Here is a 13,719-nt window from a genome sequence, read left to right as displayed (position 1 = left end):
CGGCGGTGCGTCGGACCCTCGCGGTCCACGCGCCGCCGGCGCTGCTGTATCCACGACGGCGGAGAGGGAGACAATGAGCGAGGCCCCCACGGGCATCGAGGCGCTGCTCGCCGAGCACGCCGAGATCGAGCACGAGATGGCGGACCCGACGGTCCACGCGGACCAGGGCCGGGCACGTCGGCTCGGGCGGCGCTACGCCGAGCTGGGCCGCGTCGTCCACGCCTACCGGGCCTGGCAGGCGGCCGACGGCGACGTCGCCGTCGCCCGCGAGCTCGCCGCCGCCGACGCGTCCTTCGCCGAGGAGCTCCCCGCCCTCGAGGCCGCGCTCGAGGCGGCCGCCGAGCACCTGCACCGCGTGCTCGTGCCGACCGACCCCGACGACGCCCGCGACGTCATCCTCGAGGTCAAGGCGGGGGAGGGCGGCGAGGAGTCGGCCCTCTTCGCCGGCGACCTGCTGCGCATGTACCTGCGCTACGCCGAGCGGCAGGGCTGGACCACGCAGCTCATCTCCGCCACCGAGTCCGACCTGGGTGGCTACAAGGACGTCTCGGTCGCGGTCAAGGCCAAGGGGGTGCCGACCGACCCGTCCGAGGGCGTCTGGGCGCACCTGAAGTACGAGGGCGGCGTCCACCGGGTCCAGCGGGTCCCGGTCACCGAGTCGCAGGGCCGCATCCACACCTCCGCCGCCGGGGTGCTCGTGCTCCCCGAGGTCGACGACCCCGGTGAGGTCGAGATCGACCAGAACGACCTGCGCATCGACGTCTACCGATCGTCCGGACCCGGCGGGCAGTCGGTCAACACCACCGACTCCGCCGTCCGGATCACGCACCTGCCGACCGGGATCGTGGTGTCGATGCAGAACGAGAAGTCGCAGCTGCAGAACCGGGAGCAGGCCATGCGCGTGCTGCGCGCCCGGATCCTGGCGGCCCGCCAGGAGGCCGCGGCCGCCGCCGCCTCGGAGCAGCGCCGCTCCCAGGTGCGCACCGTGGACCGGTCCGAGCGCATCCGCACGTACAACTTCCCCGAGAACCGCATCGCCGACCATCGCACGGGGTACAAGGCCTACAACCTCGACCACGTCCTCGACGGGGACCTCGGCCCGGTCATCGCCTCGGCGGTGGAGATGGACGAGTCCGAGCGGCTCGCCGCGGCGTCCGGCGGTCGGGCCTGACGGTGGACGAGACCGCCCTGAGGGCCGGCGACGCGGGTCCGGAGGTGGGTGAGACGGGCCCGACGGCGGAGCCCGTCACCGTTCGCCGAGCGATCGCCGGGGCGGCCCGGCTGCTCGCCGACGCCGGGGTCCCCTCGCCCGGCGTCGACGCACGCCTGCTGGCCGAGCACGTCCTCGGGCGAGCGCTCTTCCTGCTGCCCGCAGCTGCCACGTTCGACGACGCCCGGCGCGACGAACGCGCGGCCGGATCCACGCACGGGGCCGGCGGCCAGGCCCGCTACGCCGAGGCCGTCGACCGGCGCCGGCGGCGCGAGCCGCTCCAGCACATCACCGGGCGGATGACCTTCCGCCACCTCGAGCTCGAGGCACACCCGGGTGCGTTCGTCGTGCGGCCCGAGACCGAGCTGGTGGCACAGGCGGCGATCGACGCCGCCGCCGCACTCACCCGGCAGGGGCGGACCCCGCTGGTCGTGGACCTGTGCACCGGGTCGGGCGCCATCGCCCTCGCCGTGGCCACCGAGGTCCAGGGCAGCGTGGTCCACGCCGTGGAGCTCTCGCCCGCGGCCCACGCCGTGGCCGCCCGCAACGTCGGCCGGCTCGGCCCGGGTGTGCACCTGGTGCTCGACGACGCCGCGAGCGCGCTGCCCGAGCTGGACGGCCGGGTGGACGTGGTCGTGTCGAACCCGCCGTACATCCCGCCCGACGCCGTGCCCCGCGACGTGGAGGTGCGTGAGCACGATCCCGACCTCGCCCTCTACGGCGGCGGCCCGGACGGGCTCGACGTCCCCCGCGTCGTCGTCGCGCGCGCCGCGCGGCTGCTGAGCCCCGGCGGCACGTTCGTCATGGAGCACGCCGAGGTCCAGGCGGCGGCCGTGCGTGAGATCGTCACCGCCGCCGGGTTCGCCGACGTGCGGACCGGTCAGGACCTCTCCGGCCGGGACCGGTTCGTCCTCGCCCGCCGCGCCTGAGCACCGCCCGCCCGAGCCCACCCGCCGGGAGCACACGCGTGGCGAGCCATACGCCGACGGCCACGCCGGCCACGTCGGCCAGCACGTCGAGCGGGTCGCCGGAGCGGCCCGACAGCACCAGGTGCTGAACCAGCTCGCTCACCACCGCGTGGACCAGGCCGTAACCGACCACGGGCGCCGGCGGTAGGCCCGCGCGCACCGCGGCGACCGTGACGGCGGCGAAGACGGCCGCGTGGACGAGCTTGTCCAGGCCGGTCACCGCGCTGCCCGGCAGCGGCGGGACCCGGGGCGCGTAGAGCACGACGAGCTGCGCCGCGACGGCGAGGACGAGCAGCGCGGCGGCGGCACGGCGGGCGGCGGGGGAGGTGCTCACCGGAGCGAGGATGCCACGCCGGGGCCGGGTTCCGTCCAGCCCGGCCGGGCGTGCGAGACTCACCTGCGTGAGCGTGTACGACTGCCAGGACCCCGCCGAGCGCAGCGCCGGACTCGACGAGGCGGTCCACGCCCTCGGCCGGGGAGCCCTCGTCGTCCTCCCCACCGACACCGTCTACGGCATCGGCGCGGACGCGTTCGACCCGCGCGCCGTCGCCGGGCTGCTCGCCGCCAAGGGCCGCGGCCGGCAGCAGCCGCCGCCGGTGCTGGTGGGCAGCGAGAGCACCCTGGACGGCCTCGCGACCGAGATCCCCGACCAGGTTCGGGACCTGGTGAAGGCGTTCTGGCCCGGACCGCTGACCATCATCTGCCTGGCGCACCCCACCCTCGCGTGGGACCTGGGCGACACCGACGGCACGGTCGCACTCCGCATGCCGAAGGACGAGACCGCGCTCGCGCTGCTGCGCCGCACCGGGCCGCTCGCCGTCTCCAGCGCCAACCTCGCCGGCGAGCCCCCGGCGCGCACCGCCGCGCAGGCGGTCGGGTACTTCGGCGACGAGGTCGCCGTCTACCTCGACGCCGGCCGGGCCGGGGGTGGTGTCGCCTCCACGATCGTGGACGCCACCGCGGAACGCCTGACCATCGTGCGGGAGGGGGCGATCGGCCGCGCGGAGCTCGCCGCCGTCGCCCCGGAGCTCGCGGACGCACCGGAGGACGACGCCCCGGCGGGCAGCACGGCGGGTGCGGTCGAGGACGGCGTATCGGCCGCCGCCGCGGCGGACGCCGACCGGCCCGGCGCCGCGGGCGGCGACGGCCCGCCGTGAGGGTCTACCTGCTCGTCCTGCTGGTGGCCGCCGCCGTGACGTATCTGGCCACGCCGCTGGCCCGCCGGCTCGCGCACGCCACGCGGGCGCTGACCCCGGTCCGGGCACGCGACGTCCACACGGTGCCGACGCCCCGACTCGGCGGCGTCGCCATGCTCGCGGGGTTCGCCGTCGCCATGCTCGTCGCCTCCCGGATCCCGTACCTGTACGAGGTCTTCCACGAGACGTCCGTGGCGTGGGCGATCCTCGGCGGCGCCACGCTCGTGGGCCTGCTCGGGGTGGCCGACGACATCTGGGACCTGGACTGGATGACCAAGCTCGCCGGGCAGGTCCTCGCCGCCGGGCTCATGGCCTGGCAGGGCGTCCAGCTCATCACCTTCCCGGTCTTCGGGCTCACGATCGGCTCGAGCCGGCTCTCCCTGGTCACCACGATCCTGGTCGTCGTCGTCGCCATCAACGCGGTCAACTTCGTCGACGGGCTCGACGGGCTCGCCGCCGGCATGATCGCGATCGGCGGTGGGGCGTTCTTCGTCTACACCTACCTGCTCACCCGCGACGCGTCGCCGGGCAACTACTCCAACCTCGCCACCGCGGTCATGGCCGCGCTCGTGGGGGTGTGTCTGGGGTTCCTGCCGTACAACTTCCACCCGGCGAAGATCTTCATGGGCGACTCGGGCGCGATGCTGCTCGGCCTCGTCGTCGCGGCGGCCGCGATCGTGGTCACCGGGCAGATCGACCCGGCGACGGTGACGTCGGGCCAGGCGTTGCCCGCATACGTCCCCATCCTGCTGCCGGTCGCGGTGCTCGTGGTGCCGCTCCTGGACATGACCATGGCCGTGCTGCGCCGGCTGCGGGCCGGCAAGTCGCCGTTCCACCCGGACCGGATGCACCTGCACCACCGGCTCCTCGCGCTCGGGCACAGCCACCGGCGCGCCGTGCTGATCATGTACCTGTGGACCACGGTGTTCGCCTTCAGCGCCGTCGCGCTGGCGTTCCTGTCCACCGCGCAGGTGCTGACGGCCACGGCGGCCGCGGTCCTCCTCGCGGCGGTCAACACCTACAACCCGCACCCCGGCCTGCGCCGCAGGCCGGTCGGCCACGACGAGGAAGCCCGCCGATGAACGACACCACCCGCGCCACCCGCACCATGTACGAGCACATCCTGCGTCGCCTCACGGTGCTGGTGGGGGTGCTCGTCGCCCTCGGCGCCACGGTCGGTTACCTCGTCGCGGGCACCCCGGGGGTGTGGGGCGCGCTCATGGCGGCCGGGATCGCCGCGCTGTTCATGGTCGGCACGGTCGTGACGATGATGATCACCGCCGACAAGCCGCTCCCCATCGCCACCGCGGCCGGCGTCGGCGGGTGGGGGGTCAAGACGATCCTGCTCGTCGGCGTCCTCCTCCTCGTGCGCGGCCGCGACTTCTACTCGCCCGGCGTCTTCTTCGTCGTGCTCGTCCTCGCGATCATCGGCTCTCTCGTCATCGAGATGACGCAGGTGCTGCGCGCCCGGGTGCCCAATGTCGAGCCCGCGCCGCACGCACCGGACGCGAGCGATCCCGGCACGCCCGGTGCCGGGGACTGAGATGTGGTCCAGCACACCCCGGTCGATGGGTTAGAATCTGCGTGATCCCGGCACATTGCACTGTCGTCGGTGGTGCCCGGGATCATGATCGCGCCCGACCCGAGCCACCTGGGGGACGACCTGTCTGCCGCAACGATGCTGATGTTCAGCACCTCCACCACCGTGCTCGCCGCGGGTGACGGGGAAGGCTTCCACGGCCCGACCCTTGCCGACTTCTTCCCGCCGGCCATCCTCTTCGAGGGCACGATCTTCGAGTTCAACAGGATCACCCTGGTGCGGCTCGTCTCGGTCGCGGTGCTCGTGCTGCTCTTCTGGCTCGCCGCGCGCAGCCCCCGGCTCGTGCCCACGCGCGGTCAGTCGCTCGGCGAGCTCGCCGTCGACTTCGTGCGGACGGGCATCGCCGAGGAGTCCCTGGGCCGGGAGCTCGGCCGGAGGTACACCCCGATCCTCGTCGTGATCTTCTTCGGCGTCCTCGCCATGAACATCACCGGCATCATCCCGTTCCTCAACATCGCGGGGTCGTCCGTCGTCGGCGTGCCGCTGGTGTTCGCGCTCGTCGCCTACGTCACGTTCATCGTCGCGGGCGTGCGGGCCCAGGGCGGCGGGCACTTCCTCAAGAGCCAGCTCTTCCCGCCGGGCGTCCCGTGGCCGATCTACCTCATCCTCACGCCGATCGAGTTCCTCTCGACCTTCATCATCCGGCCGGCCACGCTCACCGTCCGTCTCCTGGCCAACATGCTCGCCGGGCACCTGCTGCTCGTGCTGTGCTTCAGCGCGACGAACTACCTCTTCCTCGAGGCCTCCGGTGCGATGGCGCCGCTCGGGACGCTGACGCTCGCCGCCGGCCTCGCCTTCACGCTGTTCGAGGTCTTCGTCGCCGTCCTCCAGGCGTACGTCTTCACCGTGCTGACCACGGTGTACATCCAGCTCTCCGTCGAGGCGCACTAGCCAGGACGAACGTCGCGGCGGGCCCTGGTCCGGCGTGTCACGACCCATCACGGAACGGGACTGACCCGGTCCGCACCACAGGAAAGGAAGACCTCCACATGGACATCACCGGAGACCTCGCAACCATCGGCTACGGCCTCGCCACCATCGGCCCCGGTATCGGCATGGGTATCCTCGTCGGCAAGACCCAGGAGGCCGTCGCGCGTCAGCCCGAGCTGGCCGGACCCCTGCGCATCAACATGTTCATCGGTATGGCCCTCGTCGAGGCCCTGGGTCTGATCGGCCTGGCCGCCGGCTTCGTGTTCTGATGAACCCGACAGCCTCAGTGGTGGCGGGGGTGACGCAGAACCCCCTGATACCGGCCTCGTACGACATCCTGTGGTCGGCGGTGTCCATCGCCATCATCGGCTTCTTCCTGGTCAAGTACGCCGTGCCGCGACTGACCGGGATGCTCGACGAGCGTGCCGCGAAGATCGCGACCGGCCTGCAGCAGGCCGAGCAGGCCGAGCTGGCCGCCACGGCCGCGGAGGAGCGGATCGCCGCCGAGCTCGCCGACGCGCGCCGCGAGGCCGCAGCGGTGCGTGAGCACGCGCAGCACGAGGGCAAGACGATCGTCGCCGAGGCCCGTGACCGGGCCCAGGCGGAGGCCGATCGGGTGACCCAGGCCGCTCAGCGTCAGGTCGAGGCGGACCGCCAGGCCGCGCAGATCTCGCTGCGCACCGACGTGGGCATGCTGGCCACCGAGCTGGCCTCGCGGATCGTCGGGGAGTCCGTCACCGAGCAGGCACTCCAGTCCCGGGTCATCGACCGGTTCCTCGACGAGCTCGAGGCCCAACCGGCGAGCGAGGGCTCGGCCGCCGTCGTCCAGGAGAAATGATGCGGGCAAGCAGCCAGGCTGCGCTGGAGCTGGCGCAGGAGCGGTGGGAGCCGGTCCTGCGCGAGGTGGGCGAGCGGGCGAGCGCGCTCGGCGGCCAGCTCTTCGGCGTGGTCGACGCCCTCGACTCCTCCGCCGCGCTGCGGCGCGCACTGACCGAGCCCACGCGCGACGGCGCGGACAAGGCAGGCCTCGTCACCGCCGTCCTGGGCGCGAAGGTCGACCAGGAGGTCGTCGACCTCGTCGCCGGGCTGGTGCGCGAGCGCTGGTCCGCCGCCCAGGACCTGGCCGACGCGGTCGATTCGCTCGCCACCGACTCCGTGCTCGCCGCGGCCCAGCAGGCCGGGCGGCTCGAAGCGGTCGAGGACGAGACGTTCCGCCTCGTCCGCATCCTCGGCGAGGAACGCGCCCTCCGGATCGCGCTCGGGGACCGGCACGAGACGCCCGAGCGGCGGGCCCGGCTCGCGGAGTCGGTGCTGGGCGGCAAGATCGGCCCGGAGACGGCCCTGCTCGTCACCCGCGCGGCCCGCGCGCTGCGCGACCGGTCGCTGGTGAGCACCCTGCGCAGCATCACCGAGGCCGCCGCCGAGCGGCGCCGGCACCTGGTCGCGTCGGTCACGGCCGCCGTCCCCCTCGACCGGGCGCAGATCGACCGGCTCCAGGGGTACCTGAGCCGCCGGTACGACCGCCCGGTGCAGGTCTACGTGGGCCTCGACCCCGCCGTCCTCGGCGGAGTGCGCGTGCAGGTCGGCGACGACGTGATCGACGGAACGCTCGCGAGCCGCCTGGCCGACGCCCGGCGCCGGATCGCCGGCTGACCAGGCCCCCCACCATGAACGACCGACCGCGCACCGCGGTCAACGAAGCAGAAGGAAGAGCAGATGGCTGAGCTGACGATCCGGCCCGAGGAGATCCGGGCTGCGCTGGACAGCTTCGTGAGCTCCTACGAGCCCACCCAGGCAGTGAGCGAGGAGGTCGGGCACGTCACCACGACGGCCGACGGTATCGCCCACGTCGAGGGCCTGCCCGGCGCGATGGCGAACGAGCTGCTGCGCTTCGCCGACGGCACACTCGGCCTGGCGATGAACCTCGACGTGCGCGAGATCGGCGTCGTCGTCCTCGGCAACTTCACCGGCATCGAGGAGGGCCAGGAGGTGCGCCGCACCGGCGAGGTGCTCTCCGTACCCGTCGGCGAGGGCTACCTCGGCCGCGTCGTCGACCCGCTGGGCGAGCCCATCGACGGCCTCGGCGAGATCACCGACGTCGCGGGGCGCCGCGCGCTCGAGCTGCAGGCCCCCGGCGTCATGGCACGCAAGAGCGTCCACGAGCCGCTGCAGACCGGCCTCAAGGCCATCGACGCGATGATCCCGATCGGCCGCGGTCAGCGCCAGCTCATCATCGGCGACCGGCAGACCGGCAAGACGGCCATCGCGATCGACACGATCCTGAACCAGAAGGCCAACTGGGAGTCCGGCGACCCGAGCAAGCAGGTCCGGTGCATCTACGTCGCCATCGGCCAGAAGGGCTCGACCATCGCCTCCGTGCGTGGTGCCCTGGAGAAGGCCGGCGCGCTGGCGTACACGACGATCGTCGCGGCCCCGGCGTCCGACCCGGCCGGCTTCAAGTACATCGCGCCCTACACCGGCTCGGCCATCGGCCAGCACTGGATGTACCAGGGCAAGCACGTCCTGATCATCTTCGACGACCTGTCCAAGCAGGCCGAGGCCTACCGTGCCGTGTCGCTCCTGCTGCGCCGCCCGCCGGGCCGTGAGGCCTACCCCGGTGACGTGTTCTACCTGCACTCCCGCCTGCTCGAACGTTGTGCGAAGCTCAACGACGAGCTCGGTGCCGGCTCGATGACCGGACTGCCGATCATCGAGACGAAGGCGAACGACGTCTCCGCCTACATCCCGACGAACGTCATCTCCATCACCGACGGTCAGATCTTCCTCCAGTCGGACCTGTTCAACGCGGACCAGCGCCCCGCCGTCGACGTGGGTATCTCCGTCTCCCGGGTCGGTGGTGACGCGCAGATCAAGGCGATGAAGAAGGTCGCCGGCACGCTGAAGATCACGCTCGCCCAGTACCGGTCCCAGGCGGCGTTCGCGATGTTCGCCTCGGACCTCGACCCGACGACGCGCCAGCAGCTCACCCGCGGTGAGCGGCTCATGGAGCTGCTCAAACAGCCCCAGTACACGCCGTACCCCGTGGAGGACCAGGTCGCCTCGATCTGGGCCGGCACCAACGGCTACCTCGACGACGTCGACGTCGCGGACATCAGGCGCTTCGAGGCCGAGCTGCTCGACCACCTGCGCCGCAACACCGGCGTGCTCGCCACGATCCTGGAGTCCGGCAAGCTCGAACCCGACACCGAGTCCGCCCTGCGCGGCGGGGTGGAGGAGTTCCGCAAGGGCTTCCTCGACGCCGAGGGCAACCCGCTGGGCGCCGAGGTCCAGGTCGCGGACGACGAGGTCGAGGCCGAGCATTCGCAGGAGCAGATCGTCAGCGCGAAGCGAGGCTGAGGATGGCCGGCGAGCAGAGGGTCTACAAGCAGAAGATCAAGGCGACCCAGACCCTGAAGAAGATGTTCCGGGCCATGGAGCTCATCGCGGCCTCGCGCATCACCAGGGCGCGCCGCGCCGCCCAGGGTGCGGACCCCTACACCCGGGCGCTCATCCGGGCGGTCTCGGCGGTCTCCGCGCACGCGCACCTCGACCACCCGCTGATCAAGGGGCGCACGGACACCAACCGGGTGGCCGTGCTGGTGATCAGCTCGGACCGCGGCATGGCCGGGGCGTACTCCGCCACGGTCCTGCGCGAGACGCAGAAGCTGCTCGACCAGCTCGTGGCGGACGGCAAGGAACCGGTCCTGTACGTGACGGGTCGCCGCGGCGACGGCTTCTTCCGCTTCCGCGGGCAGGAGATCGCCCGGTCGTGGACCGGTGGCTCCGACAAGCCGCGGCCGGAGACGGCGCTGGAGATCGCGGACGAGCTCCTCGGCGCGTTCCTGGCACCGGCGGAGGAGGGCGGGGTCAGCGAGCTGCACGTCGTCTTCACCCGGTTCGTCTCGATGGTGTCCCAGCGGCCCGAGGTGCGGCGCATGCTGCCCCTGCAGGTCGTCGAGGGGGCCGACGAGTCCACCCAGGCGCTGCCGCTGTACGAGTTCGAGCCGAGTGCCGACGAGGTCCTCGGCGCCCTGCTGCCCATGTACGTGCGCCGTCGCATCTACTCCCAGATGCTTCAGTCGGCGGCGTCCGAGCTGGCCGCGCGCCAGCAGGCGATGCACACCGCGACCGACAACGCCGAGGACCTCATCCGTGACTACACGCGGTTGGCGAACACGGCTCGCCAGGCCGACATCACCTCCGAGATCACCGAGATCGTCTCCGGGGCCGACGCTCTGGCGTCGAGCTGACCAACCAGGGCAAGTAAGGAACAACGACTATGACTGCCATCAGCACCGACACGCCGAAGACCGGCGGCGTCCCCGGCGTCGGCCGGATCTCCCGCGTCACCGGCCCCGTCGTGGACATCGAGTTCCCGCCGGACGCCATCCCGGAGATGTACAACGCGCTCACCACGGAGGTGACGCTGGCCGGCGAGACCGCCACGATGACGCTCGAGGTCGCCCAGCACCTGGGCGACAACCTGGTGCGCGCCGTCGCGCTCAAACCCACGGACGGCCTGGTGCGCGGCGCCGCCGTGCAGGACACCGGCTCGCCCATCACCGTGCCCGTCGGCGAGGTGACCAAGGGACACGTGTTCAACGTGACCGGTGAGGTCCTCAACCTCAAGGAGGGCGAGCAGCTCGAGATCACCGAACGCTGGTCCATCCACCGCGAGCCCCCGCCGTTCGATCAGCTCGAGGCCAGCACGCAGACGTTCGAGACCGGCATCAAGGTCATCGACCTCCTCACGCCGTACGTGCAGGGCGGGAAGATCGGCCTGTTCGGCGGCGCCGGCGTCGGCAAGACGGTCCTCATCCAGGAGATGATCCAGCGCGTGGCGCAGGACCACGGCGGCGTGTCGGTGTTCGCCGGTGTCGGCGAGCGCACGCGCGAGGGCAACGACCTCATCGCGGAGATGGAGGACGCCGGCGTCTTCGACAAGACGGCGCTCGTGTTCGGCCAGATGGACGAGCCGCCGGGCGTGCGGCTGCGCGTGGCCCTCTCGGCGCTGACCATGGCCGAGTACTTCCGCGACGTGCAGAAGCAGGAGGTGCTGCTCTTCATCGACAACATCTTCCGCTTCACGCAGGCCGGCTCGGAGGTCTCCACGCTGCTCGGCCGCATGCCGTCCGCGGTGGGCTACCAGCCCAACCTCGCCGACGAGATGGGCCAGCTCCAGGAGCGCATCACCTCCACGCGCGGTCACTCCATCACGTCGTTGCAGGCCATCTACGTCCCCGCCGACGACTACACCGACCCGGCCCCGGCGACGACGTTCGCGCACCTGGACGCCACGACCGAGCTCTCCCGGGACATCGCCTCGCGCGGTCTCTACCCGGCCGTGGACCCGCTGGCGTCGACCTCACGCATCCTCGACCCGCAGTACGTGGGCAAGGAGCACTACCAGGTCGCCACCCAGGTGAAGCAGATCCTGCAGAAGAACAAGGAGCTGCAGGACATCATCGCGATCCTCGGTGTCGACGAGCTGAGCGAGGAGGACAAGATCACCGTCGCGCGTGCGCGCCGGATCGAGCAGTACCTCTCGCAGAACACCTACACGGCGGTGAAGTTCACCGGTGTCGAGGGCTCGACCGTGCCGGTCGCCGAGACCGTCGAGGCGTTCAAGCGCATCGCACAGGGCGACTACGACCACGTGCCGGAGCAGGCCTTCTTCAACATCGGCGGCATCGAGGACCTCGAGCGCGCCTGGCACAAGATCCAGGCCGAGCTCCGCTGAGCGGTCGACCGAGGAACGAAGGAGGACCCTCGTGGTCATGAAGGTAGAGGTCGTCTCGACCACCGATTCCCTGTGGCAGGGCGAGGCGTCCAGCGTCGTCGTCCCGGCCGCGAACGGGGACCTGGGCATCCTCACCGGGCGCGAGCCCGTCCTGGCCGTGCTGCGCCCGGGTACGGTGCGCATCACGCCGACGTCGGGCCACCCCGTCGCCATCGAGGTCACCGAAGGGGCCGACGGGTTCGTCTCGGTGGACGGCGACGTCGTCACCGTGGTGCTGGAGAGCGGCGAGGAATCCTCGCCGCTCGGTTCCGGCCGGTAGGGCCCTCGTTGGCCGGCACGAGCTGGGTCGGCATCGCCGGCAGCGTGCTCGTGCTCGCCCTCATGGCGATGGGTCTGTTCGCGCTGCGGGTGCAGCGGCTCGGGAACCGGATCGGCTCGTTCGAGTGCGCGCGGCGCTCGAGCGACGCCGTGCCGTGGACCAGTGGCATCGCCATCTTCGGCGCCGGGCGTGTCGACTGGTGGCGGCTCGTCTCCTACGCCCCCACCCCCGCGGCGTCGTGGCGTCGGGAGCGTCTGGAGGTGCTCGGGCGACGGCGTCGCGGGCCGGACGGCACGGGCGCCGTCATGGAGGTGCGGGTGCGGTACCAGGGCGAGGAGTTCGAGCTCGCCATGGTGGTGGAGTCGGCCGCCGCCCTGGTGAGCTGGCTCGAGTCGGCACCCCCGCACGACCCGTCCGCCCGCTGACCGGAGGGTAAGGTCTGTCCCCGTGCGTGTTGTGATCGCGACCTGCTCCGTCGACTACTCCGGTCGGTTGGACGCCCACCTGCCCCTCGCCACCCGGCTGCTCATGGTCAAGGCGGACGGATCGGTGCTGGTGCACTCCGAAAGCGGCTCCTACAAGCCCCTGAACTGGATGAGCCCGCCGGCCCGGCTCACCGTGGACGAGCCCGACGAGGCCGACGCGGTCGCGGGTGTCCACGAGGTGTGGACGGTGCAGAACACCAGGTCGGACGACCGGCTCGTCGTCCGCGTGCACGAGGTCGTCGCCGACCGCAGCGTCGACCTGGGCGTCGACCCCGGCCTGGTCAAGGACGGCGTCGAGGCTCACCTGCAGAAGCTGCTGGCCGAGCAGATCGACCTCCTCGGTCCCGGCCACCTCCTGGTGCGCCGCGAGTACCCCACCGCCATCGGCCCCGTGGACATCATGGCCAAGGGGCCGGACGGCTCCGTGGCGGTGGAGATCAAGCGCCGCGGTGACATCGACGGCGTCGAACAGCTCACCCGTTACCTCGAGCTCCTCAACCGCGACCCGCTGCTCGCACCGGTGAGCGGGGTGTTCGCCGCGCAGGAGATCAAGCCGCAGGCCCGCGTGCTGGCCACGGACCGGGGCATCCGCTGCCTCGTGCTCGACTACGACGCCATGCGCGGCCTCGACGACGTGGCGTCCCGGCTCTTCTGAGCAGCACGGCTACCGGCACCGCTGCGACCGTGGCGGCCGCGATGGGTTCGCCCCGCGCGGCCGTGTCCCGCAAGCCGTCGGGGCCGACCGGCGCCGGGGCGGCGGGGGTGTTGACTGGGGCCATGACCGAGGTGAGCGTCCTGCGTGGGCGGGTGGTCACGCCCGAGCGGGTCCTCGAGGACGGCGCGGTGGTCCGCCACGGCGCGACGATCGCCTGGGTGGGGCCGACGTCGGAGGCGGCCGCGGCGGGGCACGGACCGGCGGTGGCCGCGACGCCCGCCCGCACCGGCTACGTGCTGCCGGGACTGGTGGACCTGCACTGCCACGGCACCACCACGCTCCTCGCGTCGCTGGTCGCCGCGAGCCCGGACACGCTGCGGGCCCGGGTACGGCTGCTCGCCGACCTCGCCGACTCCGGGGACATCGCCGGGATCCACCTCGAGGGACCGTTCCTCGCCGCCGCCCGCTGCGGCGCGCAGGACCCGGTGCTGCTGCTCGCGCCCGACGCCGGGCTCACGGACGACCTCCTCGCCCTGGGGCGCGGGCACGTGGCGACCATGACACTCGCGCCCGAGCTGGTCGGCAGCCGCGGGCCCGGGGGCGTGGGGGCGCGCCG

The 13,719-nt window shown here is 72.3% G+C and carries 16 protein-coding genes and 1 pseudogene; 16 read left to right on the top strand and 1 reads right to left on the bottom strand.

Annotated features, from left to right (window positions below):
* Nucleotides 1-73 precede the first annotated feature (73 nt).
* Both prfA and prmC read left to right on the top strand, forming a co-directional pair.
* Nucleotides 74-1,171, top strand: coding sequence for a peptide chain release factor 1 (prfA, locus tag ACYC1Z_RS10270; RefSeq protein WP_461409423.1), 1,098 nt, complete (start codon nt 74-76; stop codon nt 1,169-1,171).
* 44 nt (nt 1,172-1,215) lie between these two features.
* Nucleotides 1,216-2,139, top strand: a complete 924-nt coding sequence (prmC, locus tag ACYC1Z_RS10265) for a peptide chain release factor N(5)-glutamine methyltransferase (protein WP_461409426.1) — start codon at nt 1,216-1,218, stop codon at nt 2,137-2,139.
* On the opposite strand, the gene ACYC1Z_RS10260 is transcribed toward prmC, so the two are convergent.
* Nucleotides 2,057-2,512: a VanZ family protein gene (locus ACYC1Z_RS10260; RefSeq protein ID WP_461409422.1), complete on the bottom strand. Its 456-nt coding sequence runs from the start codon at nt 2,510-2,512 to the stop codon at nt 2,057-2,059. The genes prmC and ACYC1Z_RS10260 overlap by 83 nt on opposite strands.
* A gap of 67 nt (nt 2,513-2,579) precedes the next feature.
* Between ACYC1Z_RS10260 and ACYC1Z_RS10255 the strand changes: the two genes are divergently transcribed.
* The 14 genes and pseudogenes from ACYC1Z_RS10255 to ACYC1Z_RS10190 form a co-directional block, all read left to right on the top strand.
* Nucleotides 2,580-3,335 (top strand): L-threonylcarbamoyladenylate synthase, encoded by a 756-nt coding sequence (locus ACYC1Z_RS10255; RefSeq protein WP_461409421.1) that lies wholly within the window; start codon nt 2,580-2,582, stop codon nt 3,333-3,335.
* Nucleotides 3,332-4,456, top strand: coding sequence for an MraY family glycosyltransferase (locus ACYC1Z_RS10250; protein WP_461409420.1), 1,125 nt, complete (start codon nt 3,332-3,334; stop codon nt 4,454-4,456). The genes ACYC1Z_RS10255 and ACYC1Z_RS10250 overlap by 4 nt, the downstream gene beginning before the upstream one ends.
* Nucleotides 4,453-4,917 (top strand): hypothetical protein, encoded by a 465-nt coding sequence (locus ACYC1Z_RS10245; protein ID WP_461409419.1) that lies wholly within the window; start codon nt 4,453-4,455, stop codon nt 4,915-4,917. The genes ACYC1Z_RS10250 and ACYC1Z_RS10245 overlap by 4 nt, the downstream gene beginning before the upstream one ends.
* Nucleotides 4,918-5,058: 141 nt before the next feature.
* Nucleotides 5,059-5,865: a F0F1 ATP synthase subunit A gene (gene atpB, locus ACYC1Z_RS10240; RefSeq protein WP_461409425.1), complete on the top strand. Its 807-nt coding sequence runs from the start codon at nt 5,059-5,061 to the stop codon at nt 5,863-5,865.
* A gap of 98 nt (nt 5,866-5,963) precedes the next feature.
* Nucleotides 5,964-6,173, top strand: coding sequence for an ATP synthase F0 subunit C (gene atpE, locus ACYC1Z_RS10235; protein ID WP_461409418.1), 210 nt, complete (start codon nt 5,964-5,966; stop codon nt 6,171-6,173).
* Between the two features lie 29 nt (nt 6,174-6,202).
* On the top strand, nt 6,203-6,742 hold the full coding sequence (locus tag ACYC1Z_RS10230; protein WP_461409417.1) for a F0F1 ATP synthase subunit B: 540 nt from the start codon (nt 6,203-6,205) through the stop codon (nt 6,740-6,742).
* Nucleotides 6,742-7,557: a F0F1 ATP synthase subunit delta gene (locus tag ACYC1Z_RS10225; protein WP_461409416.1), complete on the top strand. Its 816-nt coding sequence runs from the start codon at nt 6,742-6,744 to the stop codon at nt 7,555-7,557. Before ACYC1Z_RS10230 ends, ACYC1Z_RS10225 begins: the two co-directional genes overlap by 1 nt.
* 63 nt (nt 7,558-7,620) lie before the next feature.
* Entirely contained in the window at nt 7,621-9,261 is a 1,641-nt protein-coding gene (gene atpA / locus ACYC1Z_RS10220) for a F0F1 ATP synthase subunit alpha (protein ID WP_461409415.1), read from the top strand.
* A gap of 2 nt (nt 9,262-9,263) precedes the next feature.
* Nucleotides 9,264-10,154: a F0F1 ATP synthase subunit gamma gene (locus tag ACYC1Z_RS10215; RefSeq protein WP_461409414.1), complete on the top strand. Its 891-nt coding sequence runs from the start codon at nt 9,264-9,266 to the stop codon at nt 10,152-10,154.
* A 29-nt stretch (nt 10,155-10,183) separates the two neighbouring features.
* Nucleotides 10,184-11,644: a F0F1 ATP synthase subunit beta gene (atpD, locus tag ACYC1Z_RS10210; RefSeq protein ID WP_461409413.1), complete on the top strand. Its 1,461-nt coding sequence runs from the start codon at nt 10,184-10,186 to the stop codon at nt 11,642-11,644.
* A gap of 37 nt (nt 11,645-11,681) precedes the next feature.
* Nucleotides 11,682-11,963, top strand: a complete 282-nt coding sequence (locus tag ACYC1Z_RS10205; protein ID WP_461409424.1) for a F0F1 ATP synthase subunit epsilon — start codon at nt 11,682-11,684, stop codon at nt 11,961-11,963.
* Nucleotides 11,964-11,971: 8 nt separating this feature from the next.
* The gene (locus ACYC1Z_RS10200) at nt 11,972-12,388 is read left to right on the top strand and encodes a DUF2550 family protein (protein WP_461409412.1); all 417 of its coding nucleotides are present in this window, start codon (nt 11,972-11,974) and stop codon (nt 12,386-12,388) included.
* Between the two features lie 22 nt (nt 12,389-12,410).
* Complete coding sequence (nucS, locus tag ACYC1Z_RS10195; RefSeq protein WP_461409411.1) at nt 12,411-13,103, top strand: endonuclease NucS; 693 nt, start codon at nt 12,411-12,413, stop codon at nt 13,101-13,103.
* A gap of 122 nt (nt 13,104-13,225) precedes the next feature.
* Nucleotides 13,226-13,719, top strand: a pseudogene (locus tag ACYC1Z_RS10190) (N-acetylglucosamine-6-phosphate deacetylase); the annotation flags it as partial.

Source organism: Georgenia sp., from assembly GCF_054605595.1.
This window is presented reverse-complemented; position numbering and strand designations above follow the sequence as displayed.